We start from the raw sequence: 13,671 nt of genomic DNA, 5'->3' as shown, positions 1-13,671 counted from the left end.
TTCCCATGACCGACGTTTCGCTGATCGACCGCCTGCTCGACGTGATCGAGTACGACATCGTGCCGAAGACGGCGCAAGGCGTCGCGCATGGCAACAAGCTGTTCGGCGCCGCCATTCTGCGGAAAGACGATCGCTCCCTGGTGCTGGCCGAAACCAACAACGAGATGGAAAACCCGCTCTGGCATGGCGAGGTGCATTGCCTGAAGCGCTTCTACGAGATGCCGAAAGCCGAGCGCGTCGACACCAAGGACGCGCTGTTCATCGCCACGCACGAGCCCTGCTCGCTCTGCCTGTCGGCGATCACTTGGACCGGCTTCGACAATTTCTACTATCTGTTCAGCCACGAAGATTCGCGCGACAGCTTTGCCATCCCGCACGACCTCAAGATCCTGAAAGAGGTCTTCACACTCGACCCCGGCGGCTACAACGCCGAGAACGCCTATTGGAAAAGTTTCTCGATCCGCCGGCTGGTGCGGGCGCTGCCCGGGGGCGAACGTGAGCGGCTAGAGGCGAGGATCGGGAAAATCGCGGCGCGGTACGAAGAGCTTTCGAATGCCTATCAAGCCGGCAAGGCGGAAAACGACATCCCGCTGAACTGACGTAGATTGACCAGCCGATTTCGTCGGCTGGCCCATGACGCGCTGTTGGTCGCCGCATCATGTGGCGACGCTTTGGAGCGCGCCCCATGAAAATCGTCACAGAATTCCCTCGCAAGGTCGTCGAATTTCCCGACATGGGCATTGTCATGCCGGATGGCTGCCGGCTGTCGGCGCGTATCTGGATGCCCGAGGACGCGGCCGACAATCCGGTGCCTGCGATCCTCGAGCATCTGCCCTACCGCAAGCGCGACGGCACCATTTTCCGCGATCAGCTCACCCATCCCTATTTCGCCGGGCAGGGCTATGCCTCGATCCGTGTCGACATGCGCGGCAATGGCGATTCCGAAGGGCTGATGGACGACGAATATTCCGAGCAGGAATTGCAGGACGCCTGCGACGTCATCGCCTGGGCGGCGGCTCAGCCCTGGTGCAACGGCAATGTCGGCATGATGGGCATTTCCTGGGGCGGCTTCAACTGCCTGCAGGTGGCGGCGAAGCAGCCGCCGGCGCTGAAGGCGGTGATCAGCCTCTGCTCGACCGTCGATCGCTATGCCGACGACATCCATTACAAGGGCGGCTGCCTGCTCTTGGAAAATTTCGGCTGGGCCTCGACGATGCTGTCCTATTCGTCGCGGCCGCCGGATCCCGTGATCGCCGGCGGCAATCGCTGGCGGGATTTGTGGCTGAACCGGCTGGAAAACCAGCCTTTCCTCCTGCCGCTCTGGCTCAGCCACCAGCATCGCGACGCTTATTGGAAGCGCGGCTCGATCTGCGAGGACTTTTCCGCAGTCAAGGCGGCGGTGCTGTCGATCGGCGGCTGGCATGACGGCTACCGTAACACGATCTCCAATCTCGTCACCGGCATCCAGTCGCCGGTCAAGGGCATCGTCGGCCCCTGGATTCACAAATACCCGCACTACGCCGGACCCAATCCGGCCATCGGCTTCCTGCAGGAGGCGCTGCGCTGGTGGGACCGCTGGCTGAAGGGTGCTGCGACCGGCGTCGAGAACGATCCGGCCTACCGCGCCTATGTGATGGACAGCGTGCGGCCGGCGCGCTGGCATCCCGAGCGGCCGGGCCGCTGGGTGGCGGAACAGGAATGGCCGTCCTCGAACATCAAGGTCGAGGCGATCGAGCTCATTGCAGCGGACGCGAAACCCTCCATCGTCGCATCGCCCCAGACCTGCGGACTTGCCGGCGGCGAGTATTTTCCCTTCACCTTCGGGCCGGAACTGCCGGGCGACCAGCGCCCCGACGACGCGCTGTCGGTGTGCTTCGACCAGCCGGAACTCGGCGAGGCGATCGACATCGTCGGGGCGCCGGAACTCGAGGTCCGGCTTGCCTCCGACCGGCTCCAGGCCAACATCGCGGTGCGGCTTTGCGACGTGCATCCCGACGGCGCGTCGGAGCTGATCTCCTACGGCGTGCTCAATCTCACGCACCGCAACTCGCATGAGTTCCCGCAAGCGCTTGTTCCGGGCGAGACGGTGTCGGCGCGCGTGGTGCTCGACCAGTGCGCCTACCGGGTGCCGGCCGGCCACAGATTGCGCGTCGCCGTCTCCACCGCCTACTGGCCGATGATCTGGCCCTCGCCGGAACCGGTGCGGCTCGATCTGGCGCAGGCAACGCTGAAGCTGCCGCTGCGCCCGCCGGCAAAAGACAATGAGGTTTCGTTTCCCGAGCCGGAAGGCGCGACGCCCTGGGCGACCGAGACGATCCGGCCGGCGAATTCGGAACGCCATGTCGACCGCGACGAGAAGACCGGCCTGGTCACGCTTTCCATAACCGACGATTTCGGCGCGGTGCGCGATCTCGACCACGGGCTGGTCAATGGCAGCATCGTGCGCGAGACATGGGCGATCCATCCCGACGATCCGCTGTCGGCCACCGGAGCCACGCATTGGACACAGACATTGTCGCGCAACGAATGGTCTGTGCGGACCGAAACCTTTGCCAAGATGCGATCCGACGCCGCAAACTTCATCGTCAGCGCCAGAATCGAAGCCTATGAGGGCGAAAATCTCGTCTTCGAACGCGATTTCGAGCAGGCGATTCCCCGCGCGCTCGTCTGAGCGCAGGCAAGATTGGTCCAAATGCGACGTGCGATTTACGCCACCGCATGTCGCATTCGGTCTTGCCTGCCGCTTTCCCTTACGGTCATTATCTCCTCCAATAGCAAGAAACGACCATAAGGTCGCATACCCAGAGTGAGGAACCATAATGTCCAACGAACTTGACTATCTCAGCCGGCGAGTCGCGGCCGGAAAACTCAGCCGTCGCGATTTTCTCGGTCGCGCCGCGGCGCTCGGCGTCACCGCCACTTTCGCCAACTCGCTGCTCTCCAGCGCCGTGCGCGCCGCCGGCCCGGTCAAGGGTGGCACGCTGAAGGCCGGCCTGCAGGGCGGTGAATCCACCAACAGCCTCGATCCGGCGACCTTCCTCAGTCAGGTTCCGTTCGCCTTCGGCAAATGCTGGGGCGAGACGCTGGTCGAGCTCGCGCCGGGCGGCGGCGTCGAATATCTCATCGCCGAGGAGATCGGCAGCTCGAAGGACGCCAAGACCTGGACGATGAAGATCCGCAAGGGCGTCCAGTTCCACAATGGCAAGGAAGTGACGCCGGACGACGTGGTGGCGACGCTGAAGCGCCACAGCGACGAAAAGTCCAAGTCGGGCGCGCTCGGCGTCCTGAAGAGCATCGACACCATCAAGGCCGATGGCGGTAATGTCGTGGTCACGCTGAAGGACCCGAACGCCGACATGCCTTACCTGATGGCGGATTATCACCTGATCATCCAGCCGAATGGCGGCATGGACAAGCCGGACGCCGGCATCGGAACCGGCCCGTACAAGGTCACGGTGAACCAGCCCGGCGTGAAGCATGGCGGCGAGCGCTTCGCCAATTACTGGCAGGCCGACAAATACGGCCACGCCGACCAGGTCGAGATCGTCGTCGTCAACGACCCGACGGCGCGCATGGCGGCGCTGCAAGGCGGCCAGGTGAACATGATCAACCGCGTCGAGCCGAAGATCGTCGATCTGGTCAAGCGGCTGCCCGGCGTCACCATCCGAGCCGCCTCGGGCCGCGGCTTCTATCCCTTCAACATGTTTTGCGACACCGCGCCCTTCGACAACAACGACCTCCGCATGGCGCTGAAGCTCGCCATGGACCGCGAGGAGATGCTGACCAAGATCCTGCGCGGCTACGGCGAGGTCGGCAACGACATGCCCGTCAACAAGGCCTATCCGCTGTTCGCAGGCGATTTCGAGCAGCGCAAGTTCGATCCGGAGAAGGCGGCCGCGGCTTACAAGAAATCGGGCCATAGCGGTTCGATTTTGCTGCGCACCTCCGACGTCGCGTTCCCGGGCGCCGTGGACGCCGCCCAGCTCTATCAGCAGAGCTGCGCCAAGGCCGGCATCAAGATCGAGATCAAGCGCGAGCCGGGCGACGGCTACTGGACGGAAGTCTGGAACAAGCAGCCCTTCTCGCTCTCCTATTGGGGCGGCCGTCCGACCCAGGACCAGATGTATTCGACGGCCTATCTTTCGACCGCCGACTGGAACGACACCCGCTGGAAGCGCCCGGACTTCGACAAGATGGTGCTTGCGGCACGCGGCGAGCTCGACGAAGCCAAGCGCAAGAAGATCTACCGCGACATGGGCGAGATCATGCGCGACGAAGGCGGCCTGATCGTGCCGTTCTTCAACCAGTTCGTCGACGCGACCGGCAAGGGCGTCGAAGGCTGGGTCGACAATCCGGCGCAGGAACTCAGCAACGGCCACGCCCTGATCGAGTGCTGGCTGCAGGCTTGACGAAGGACAAAGGAAGGGCCGGCGCGAGCCGGCCCTTCCCGGCTTTCATGGCCCGCCCGAAGGGCGGGTGTCATCCCTTCTTCACCATTGCGGGTAGCCGATGTCGTCTCCGATCCTGAGATTGGTCGCTCAGCGCATCTTGCTGGGCCTTGTTCTTCTTTTGGCCGTTTCCGTGCTGATCTTCGCCGGCACGCAGATCCTGCCGGGCGACGTCGCCCAGGCGATCCTCGGCCAGTCGGCGACGCCGGAGGCGCTGGCCAACCTGCGCGAGCAGCTCGGGCTCAACGACCCGGCCTGGCTACGCTACGTGCACTGGCTTTGGGGCATCCTGCATGGCGATTTCGGCACGGCGCAGTCGAGCGGGCTCGATATTGCGAGCTCGATCAGCACCCGGCTGAAGAACACGCTGTTCCTGGCCGCCTGCGCGGCGATCGTCGCGGTGCCGCTGGCGATCATCCTCGGCCTGATCGCGGTGCGCTATCGCAACGGCTTCGTCGACAAGCTGATCTCCGGCCTGGCGCTGGCCTCGACATCGTTCCCGGAATTCTTCATCGGCTATGTGCTGATCTTCGTGTTTGCCGTGCACTGGCAGATCTTCCCGAGCATCTCGACGGTGGACGACTCAACGCCTTTTCTCGAAAGGCTGCAGGCCGTGGTGCTGCCGGCCACCGCGCTGACGCTGGTCGTGCTCGCCCATATGATGCGCATGACGCGCGCGGCGATCCTCAACGTCATGCAATCGGCCTATATTGAGACGGCCGAGCTCAAGGGGCTGAAACCCTTCGACATCATCCGCAAGCACGCGTTTCCGAACGCGATCGCGCCGGTCGTCAACGTCGTCATGCTCAACCTCGCCTATCTCATCGTCGGCGTCGTCGTGGTGGAGGTGATCTTCGTCTATCCCGGCATGGGGCAATATCTGGTCGACCATGTCGCCAAACGCGACGTGCCGGTGGTGCAGGCGGTCGGCCTGATCTTCGCCGCGGTCTACATCACGCTCAACATCGTCGCCGATATCGCCGCCATCGTGGCCAATCCGCGGCTGCGGCATCCAAAGTGACGGGGCATCCGAAATGACGGGCCGGACGCAAGAGAAGGGGAACTGAGGCGAATGGCGCTACGACAAATCCCAGTCACCGCGTGGATCGGGCTGATCCTGACCGGCGCTTTCGCGTTCTGCGCCATCTTCGCGCCCTGGGTGGCGCCGCACGGCAATGGCGAGATCGTCGGTGACGTTTGGGAGCCGATGTCGGCGGCGCACTGGCTGGGCACCGACAATCTCGGCCGCGATCTTATCTCGCGCATGATCTACGGCGCGCGCATCACCATGGAGATCGCGGTGGCGGCGACGGCGCTGTCCTTCTCGCTCGGCTCGATCCTCGGTTTCACGGCGGCTGTCTTCGGCGGCTGGTTCGACACGCTGCTGTCGCGCTTCGTCGACCTTCTGATGTCGATCCCGACGCTGATCTTCGGCCTCGTCGTCCTGTCGGTGCTGCCGACCAACACGCTGACGCTGATCCTGGTCATGGGCATCCTCGATTCCACCCGCGTCTACCGCCTGTCGCGCGCCGTCGCCGTCGACATCAACGTCATGGATTTCGTGGAGGCGGCCAAGCTGCGCGGCGAAGGCAAGGCCTGGATCATCTTCCGCGAGATCCTGCCCAACGCGCTGTCGCCGCTGGTGGCGGAACTCGGCGTGCGCTTCATCTTCGCTGTGCTCTTCCTGTCGGCGCTGTCCTTCCTCGGCCTCGGTGTGCAGCCGCCGGATTCGGACTGGGGCGGCATGGTCAAGGAGAACAAGGACGGCATCGTCTTCGGCATTCCGGCGGCGCTGATCCCGGCGGCCGCGATCGCGGTGCTGGCGATCTCCGTCAACCTCGTCGCCGACTGGGTGCTCAACCGCACGACGAGCCTGAAGGGAGGGCGCGGCTGATGGCCGACAGCAAGGCAAATTCAGGCAAGCTCCTCGACATCCGCAATCTGCGCATCGAGGCGACCGTCTACCCGCCGGGCGAAGCGCCGAAGACGATCACGCTCGTCCACGACGTTTCGCTGACGCTCGAGAAGGGCAAGGTTTTGGGCCTGATCGGCGAATCCGGCGCCGGCAAATCGACCATCGGCCTGTCGTCCATGGCCTATGGCCGCGGCGGCGTGCGCATCACCGGCGGCGAGGTGATCCTCAACGGCCGCGACATCCTGAAGGTCGGACCGAAAGGCGTGCGGGCGCTGCGCGGACGCGAGGTGTGCTATGTCGCGCAGTCGGCGGCGGCCGCCTTCAACCCGGCGCACAAGCTGATCGACCAGGTGGTCGAGGCCGCCATGCTGCACGGCACCGCGACCCGCGCCGAGGCGGAGAAGCGAGCCGTCGCGCTGTTCAAGAAGCTCAGCCTGCCCAATCCCGACACGATCGGCGAGCGCTATCCGCACCAGGTCTCCGGCGGCCAGCTGCAGCGCGTGATGACGGCGATGGCGCTCTGCTCGGAGCCGGACCTCATCGTCTTCGACGAGCCGACCACGGCGCTCGACGTGACGACGCAGATCGACGTGCTGGCGGCGATCAAGGACGCTATCCGCGACACGCATGTGGCGGCCCTCTACATCACGCATGACCTTGCCGTCGTCGCCCAGGTCTCGGACGAGATCATGGTGCTGCGCCACGGCCGGCTGGTCGAATGGGGCGGCACGCGGCAGATCATCAAGGAGCCGCGCCAGGAATACACAAACGCGCTGGTTTCGGTGCATGAGATCGAGCACAAGGAACAGCAGCCCGGCGCGACGCCCTTCCTGTCGGTGAAGAATGTGACCGCAGCCTATGGCGGTGGCCATGTGAAGGTGCTGAAGAACGTCTCGGTCGACATCTATCCGGGACAGACGCTGGCCGTCGTCGGCGAGAGCGGCTCCGGCAAGTCGACGCTGGCGCGCGCCATCACCGGCCTGTTGCCGCCCGAGGAAGGCACCGTCACCTTCGACGGCAGGCCGCTCGCCAACAGGCTGGCCGACCGGCCGAAGGAGGACCTGCGCCAACTGCAGATGATCTACCAAATGGCCGACGTGGCGATGAACCCGCGCCAGACCGTGGGCACCATCATCGGCCGGCCGCTGGAGTTCTATTTCGGCATGAAGGGACGCGAGCGCGACAAGCGCGTGGCAGAGCTGCTCGACGAGATCGAGATGGGCAAGGGTTTCGTCGACCGTTACCCGGCCGAGCTGTCCGGCGGCCAGAAGCAGCGCGTCTGCATCGCCCGCTCGCTCGCCGCGAAGCCGAAGCTGATCATCTGCGACGAGGTGACCTCGGCGCTCGACCCGCTGGTCGCCCACGGCATCCTCAAGCTGCTTCTCAATCTGCAGCAGATCGAAAACGTCGCCTATCTGTTCATCACCCATGACCTGGCGACGGTGAAGTCCATAGCCGATTCGATCGCGGTGATGTACCGCGGCGAGGTGGTGCGCTACGGCTCCAAGAGCAAGGTGCTGACGCCGCCTTTCGACGCCTATACGGATCTGCTCTTGTCCTCCGTGCCGGAGATGGAGATCGGCTGGCTGGAGAAGGCGATCAAAGGACGGCGCATGGAAAGCGCCGGAAACTGAAGCAATTCCAGGAAAAGTGTGAAGCGGTTTTCCGTCCGGAATTGCGTCTGATCAAAGAGAAAGCCGCCCAAGCGGTATCCGGTCGGCCATTGTCATGCGGCTGCAATGCGCAGCGTGAAAGATCGGCTGCGGGCAGGTAGGGCACGCGACATCAATCTCAAAAAAGGGGGCAGGACATGCAGACGGAACTCGATCATCTCGCCGAACTCGCCGGCAAGGGCAGGATATCGCGGCGCGATTTCCTCGGCCGCGCGGCGGCGCTCGGCGTGTCGGCGGCGCTGGCCACGACGCTGGCCGGCAAGGCTTTCGCGGCAACCCCGGTCAAGGGCGGCATCATCAGGGCCGGCCTGCAAGGTGGTGAGTCGACCAACAGCCTCGACCCGGCGCTGAATCTCAGCCAGGTGACCTACAATTTCTGCAAGCAGTGGGGCGAATTCCTCGTTCGGCTGACGCCCGAGGGCGGAGTCGAGAACCTGATCGCCGAGGAGATCGGCGCTTCGGCCGACGCCAAGACCTGGACGATGAAGATTCGCGACGGCATCGAATTCCACAACGGCAAGACGGTGACGGCGCAAGACGTCGTCGCCACGCTCGAGCGCCATGCCGACGAGAAGTCGAAATCCGGCGCGCTCGGCATCCTGAAGAACATCAAGACCATCAAGGCCGACGGCAAGGAGGTGGTGGTGACGCTCGGCGACGCCGATGCCGACTTCCCCTATCTGATGGCCGACTACCACCTCGTCATCCAGCCGAACGGCGGCAAGGACAATCCGAATGCCGGCATCAGCGCCGGCCCGTACAAGGTTGCCGTCAACCAGCCCGGCGTGAAGCATGGCGGCGAGCGCTTCGCCAATTACTGGCGTGGCGACAAGGCCGGCCATGCCGACCAGATCGAGATCGTCGTGATCAACGATCCGACGGCCCGGCTTGCGGCGCTGCAGGGCGGCCAGGTGCATCTCATCAACCGCGTCGAGCCCAAGGTGGTCGATCTGGTGAAGCGCATGCCGGGCGTCAGCATCGAGAACGTGGCGGGGCGCGGCTACTACCCGTTCAACATGTTCTGCGACACCGCGCCCTTCGACAACAATGACCTCAGGATGGCGCTGAAGCTCGCCATGGACCGCGAGGAGATGCTGGACAAGATCCTGCGCGGCTATGGCTCGGTCGGCAACGACTTCCCGATCAACGAAGCCTATCCGCTGTTTTCCGCCGACATCGAGCAGCGCAAGTTCGATCCGGAAAAGGCGGCCGCGGCCTACAAGAAGTCGGGCCATAGCGGCTCGATCCTGCTGCGTACCTCGGACGTCGCTTTCCCGGGCGCGGTCGACGCGGCGCAACTCTATCAACAGTCCTGCGCCAAAGCCGGCATCAAAATAGAGATCAAGCGCGAGCCCGGCGACGGCTATTGGTCGGAAGTGTGGAACAAGCAGCCCTTCTCGCTCTCCTACTGGGGCGGGCGGCCGACCCAGGGGCAGATGTATTCCACCGGCTATCTGTCGACCGCCGACTGGAACGACACGCGTTTCAAGCGGCCCGAATTCGACAAGATGCTCTACACGGCGCGCGCCGAGCTGGACCAGGCCAAGCGCAAGGCGATCTACCGCGACATGGCGATGCTGATGCGCGACGAGGGCGGCCTGATCGTGCCGTTCTTCAACCAGTTCGTGGATGCCGCCAACACCAAGAAGGTCAGCGGCTGGGTGAAGAACCCCAATGGCGAGATGATGGACGGCTACGCGCTCTGCGAGTGCTGGCTGAACGCCTGATATCAGGCTATCCAAAGCAGCGCCGCGTGTCCGCGCGACACGCGGCGTTTTCGTTTCGAAGAACAATCACAGGGACGTTTCGTGGCGCTCAAATCCAAACTGCTGCTCATCATCCTCGACGGCGTGCCCTACCGGAACTGGCGCCGGCTGATGGGCAATCTCGAGGGCTGGGCGCAATCGGGCGAAGCGCAGGTGTGGAAGATGCGCTCCGTGCTGCCGTCGACCTCGGCCTGCTGCTACGCCTCGATCCACACCGGGGTGACGCCGCAGGTGCACGGCATCCTGTCCAACGAGAACCGCTTTCGCGTCACCCAGCCGGATATCTTCTCGGAAGTGAGCAAGGCCGGCGGCAAGACGGGCGCGGTGACCCATTCCTATTGGTCGGAATTCTTCCGCTCGTATCCGTTCGATCTCGTCGAGGACATGGAGTTCGACGATCCAAGCGGACCGATCACGCATGGCCGCTTCCACACCATGACCGGCTACAACCTCAAGAACCAGATGACGCCGAGCGACGTCGACCTTTTCGCGACGCTGACCATGCTGACCAAGCGCCACCGCATCGACTACGGCATCCTGCACACCTGCACGCTGGACTCGATGGGTCATCGTTTCGGCCATGACTGCCACGAGATGGATCATGCCTGCTAAGCCATGGACGGGATGCTCGCCGCCTTCCTGCCGCAATGGCGACAAGCCGGCTATGAAGTGATCGTCACGGCCGACCATGGCCAGACCGACCGGGGCCACCATGGCGGCCATGACGACGAGATGCAGGATTTCGCGCTCTATTATTTCGGGCCGGCCAAAGGCCCCGAGGCCGACACGCGGCTCGATCAGCTGCAGCTCGCGCCCACGGTGCTGAGCCGGCTTGGGGTGACGATCCCCGAGACGATGAAGGCGAAGGTGTTTTTGGGGTAAGCGCGGCCCTCTCCTTCTCCCCTTGTGGGAGAAGGTGGATCGGCGCGCAGCGCCGAGACGGATGAGGGGTGTTCCAGCGGAGTGAGACGCTGGCTTTCCCTGGAACACCCCTCATCCGGCCGCTTCGCGGCCACCTTCTCCCACAAGGGGAGAAGGGAGGCGCCCTGCCCCTACTGGCAACCTCCCTTCTCTTCGGTTAGCCTCCGAAAATCCTTGGCGGAGGGTGAACCTTTTTGGACCGATCAGCGACAGAGCTTCGAGGAGCCAGGCGGCTCGACCGGCCATGAATGCGGCGACGGAAACCGATCGCGCGCTTGTAGACCGGGTCGCGAAGGGCGACCGGGCCGCCGTTCGGCTCCTGTTCATGCGTCACCACGCGCGGATCTACCGCTTCGTGGCGCGCCAGACGGGATCGGAAATGATGGCCGACGATATCGCGAACGAGGTTTTTCTCGAGCTTTGGAAACAAGCGCCCAGCTTTGAGGGCCGCTCCGAAGTTTCGACGTGGCTGCTCGGCATCGCCCGCTTCAAGGCGCTGTCCTTGCTGCGCAAGAAGAAGGAAGATTGGATCGACGACGACGACGCGGCGCAAGTCCCCGACGGCGCCGACACGCCGGAAATCGTCACCATGAAGGAGGACAAGGCTGCCGCCTTGCGCCGCTTCGTCGATGCCTTGGCTGAGGAACACCGCACGGTGATCGATCTTGCCTATTACCACGGCCAGTCGGTGACCGAGATCGGCGAGGTGCTCGGCATTCCGGTCGCGACCGTCAAGACCAGGATGTTCTACGCCCGCAAGAAACTCGGCGAAGCGCTGAAGGCCGCCGGTTACGACAGGGGGTGGCCATGAGTGCCGCTGAAAAGATGTCGCGCCGCGACGAGATGGAGACGCTGCTGCCGTTCTATCTGAACGGCTCGCTGGAAGGCGCCGAATTGGAAGCCGTCGAGGAATGGCTGGCCACCGATCCGGCGGCGCTTGCCGCCCTTGGCGAGGCCGAGGCCGAATTCTCCGGCACCGCCGCCGCCAACGAGGCGATCCGCCCGCCAGCCGATGCCCTGAGCCGTTTTACCAGGGCGCTCGACGCCGAGGCCGGCCCCGTGCGCGCGCCCGGCCAATCCTGGCTGGCAAAACTCTTCGGCCGGGTGACGGCAATGCCTGCCGGCGTCGCCTGGGCCGCGGCAGCGGTGCTGCTTGCGCTGGTCATCGCGCAGTCCTTCGAACGGCCGGGCGGCAAGGGCAACGACTTCGAGGTGGCCGGCGCCCAGGAGGATCTGGCGAAGCTGCCTTTCGCGCTGGTGAAGTTCAAGCCGGATGCCAAGATGGCCGATATCGCCGCCTTCCTCGGCCAGAACGGGTTGAAGATCGCCAGCGGCCCGACCGCGGACGGCGTGTTCCACCTGACGATCCCGGCCAGCACAGCTGCCGATTACGACAGGCTCGTCGGCCTTGTTGCCGCCCAGCCTTTCGCGGATGCTGTGGTGCAGGGAAGGAAACCGGCCGATGGCGGCTAAAGCGGTCATTCATTCGATGATCCTCACGGCGACATTTGTCGCCGCGCCTGCGTTCGCGCAGACCAATGATCCGAACCTGACGCAAAAACAGCTCGATTGCCTGAACCGCACGACGGCGGCAGGCGGCGAATGCGACAAGGACGGCGGCCCCACGGGCAACGGTGGTGCGCCGAGCAACGGCACGGCCACGGGCGGTGCGGTGCTCCTGCCGGCGCTGATCGTCGATCTGTTCCCGAACCCGCCGGCGAGTGCAGCTCCACAAACGCCCGCGCCGTCCAACGGCACATCCTCATCGAACGGTTCCGGCAACACACCGCCGCCCGCTCCGGCGCCGAGCGGCCCCGTCACCGTGCCGCAAGGCCTCAACGTTGCCGAGCCGCCGCGCGCAATTGCCGGCGAATTCGTGCCCGACGAGGTGCTGGTGACGGTCGCCGGCGATGCCGGCGTGGTGCAGCAGATCGCCAATTCCTTCGGCTTGCAGGTGCGCTCGCAGCGCCAGTCGCGGCTGCTCGGCACCACTCTGGTGCGCTTCGGCATCACCGACGGGCGACCGGTCGGGGTGGTGCTGGCGCAGCTCGCCGCCGATGGCCGCACGCAGCGGCGCGAGCCCAACCATATCTACACGCTGCAGCAGGCCGCCGGCATCGTGAACTATGCCTTCGACCGCATCGCGCTCGACGCCAAACAAGCAAGCGGCGAGAATGTGCGGGTCGCCGTCATCGATACCGGCATCGACGACACCAACCCTGCGCTTGCCGGCGTCATTGCCGAGCAATATGACGCGATGCCCAACGTGCCGGTCGAGAAGCGCGACCACGGCACCTCGGTCGACGGGTTGATCGCCGGCGTCGGGCCGCTGGAAGGCATGGCGCCGGGCGCTAAAATCTATCACGCGCGCGCCTTCGAAGGCGGCAAGTCGACCATGGACGTCATCCTGTCGGCGCTCGACTGGGCGGCCGAGAAAAATGTGCGCATTATCAATATGAGCTTCGTCGGTCCGAAGAACGACCTGCTCGGCACCGCCTGCCGCAATGCGCGGGCGATGGGCACGGTGCTGGTGGCCGCCGCCGGCAACAATGGCCCGAAGGCGCCCTATGGCTACCCGGCCGCTTTCGACGGCGTGATCGCGGTGACGGCGACCGACGCCAAGGATGGGCTGATGCCGCAAGCCAATCGCGGCGCATACGTCTTCATCTCGGCGCCGGGCGTCGAGATGGTGGCGCCGAGCGGCGCCGGCTCGGACGTGGTGACCGGCACGTCCTTTGCCGCCGCGATCGTGTCCGGCGCCATCGCCAACCTGCTCCACGCCGCGCCGGACCGCACGGCCGACGAGATCGAGAAGGCGCTTGCCGCAACCGCCAAGGATCTTGGGCCCAAGGGGCGGGACAATGATTTCGGCTATGGGCTGCTGGACATCAAGGCAGCTGGAGCGGCGAAGGAATGAGTCCAGGCAGTCTGCTACCCCATTTGCGGGA

The 13,671-nt window shown here is 64.6% G+C and carries 10 protein-coding genes and 1 pseudogene; all 11 read left to right on the top strand.

Translation table 11 applies throughout. From position 1 onward, the window contains the following. The first annotated feature begins 5 nt into the window (after positions 1-5). Positions 6-599 (top strand): nucleoside deaminase, encoded by a 594-nt coding sequence (locus tag MJ8_RS02150; RefSeq protein WP_201412871.1) that lies wholly within the window; start codon positions 6-8, stop codon positions 597-599. Between the two features lie 86 nt (positions 600-685). Next, on the top strand, positions 686-2,671 hold the full coding sequence (locus MJ8_RS02145; RefSeq protein ID WP_201412870.1) for a CocE/NonD family hydrolase: 1,986 nt from the start codon (positions 686-688) through the stop codon (positions 2,669-2,671). Positions 2,672-2,819: 148 nt separating this feature from the next. Continuing rightward, complete coding sequence (locus tag MJ8_RS02140) at positions 2,820-4,409, top strand: ABC transporter substrate-binding protein (RefSeq protein ID WP_201412869.1); 1,590 nt, start codon at positions 2,820-2,822, stop codon at positions 4,407-4,409. 100 nt (positions 4,410-4,509) lie between these two features. Continuing rightward, complete coding sequence (locus tag MJ8_RS02135) at positions 4,510-5,469, top strand: ABC transporter permease (RefSeq protein WP_201412868.1); 960 nt, start codon at positions 4,510-4,512, stop codon at positions 5,467-5,469. A gap of 51 nt (positions 5,470-5,520) precedes the next feature. Beyond that, a complete protein-coding gene (locus MJ8_RS02130) occupies positions 5,521-6,342 on the top strand; it encodes an ABC transporter permease (protein WP_128259938.1) in 822 nt (273 codons plus the stop codon). Further along, positions 6,342-7,997, top strand: a complete 1,656-nt coding sequence (locus tag MJ8_RS02125; RefSeq protein ID WP_201412867.1) for an ABC transporter ATP-binding protein — start codon at positions 6,342-6,344, stop codon at positions 7,995-7,997. Before MJ8_RS02130 ends, MJ8_RS02125 begins: the two co-directional genes overlap by 1 nt. Positions 7,998-8,173: 176 nt before the next feature. Then, positions 8,174-9,763: an ABC transporter substrate-binding protein gene (locus MJ8_RS02120; RefSeq protein WP_201412866.1), complete on the top strand. Its 1,590-nt coding sequence runs from the start codon at positions 8,174-8,176 to the stop codon at positions 9,761-9,763. 81 nt (positions 9,764-9,844) lie between these two features. After that, positions 9,845-10,684 (top strand): annotated as a pseudogene (locus MJ8_RS02115) (alkaline phosphatase family protein). Between the two features lie 283 nt (positions 10,685-10,967). Next, positions 10,968-11,534, top strand: coding sequence for a sigma-70 family RNA polymerase sigma factor (locus tag MJ8_RS02110; RefSeq protein ID WP_201412865.1), 567 nt, complete (start codon positions 10,968-10,970; stop codon positions 11,532-11,534). Continuing rightward, complete coding sequence (locus MJ8_RS02105) at positions 11,531-12,196, top strand: anti-sigma factor (RefSeq protein WP_201412864.1); 666 nt, start codon at positions 11,531-11,533, stop codon at positions 12,194-12,196. Before MJ8_RS02110 ends, MJ8_RS02105 begins: the two co-directional genes overlap by 4 nt. Continuing rightward, a complete protein-coding gene (locus tag MJ8_RS02100) occupies positions 12,186-13,640 on the top strand; it encodes a S8 family serine peptidase (RefSeq protein WP_201412863.1) in 1,455 nt (484 codons plus the stop codon). Before MJ8_RS02105 ends, MJ8_RS02100 begins: the two co-directional genes overlap by 11 nt. Positions 13,641-13,671 lie beyond the last annotated feature (31 nt).

The sequence above is a fragment of the Mesorhizobium sp. J8 genome, from assembly GCF_016591715.1.
GTDB lineage: Bacteria > Pseudomonadota > Alphaproteobacteria > Rhizobiales > Rhizobiaceae > Mesorhizobium.
Note: the sequence above shows the minus strand (reverse complement) of the source record. Positions and strands in the feature narration are given on the sequence as shown.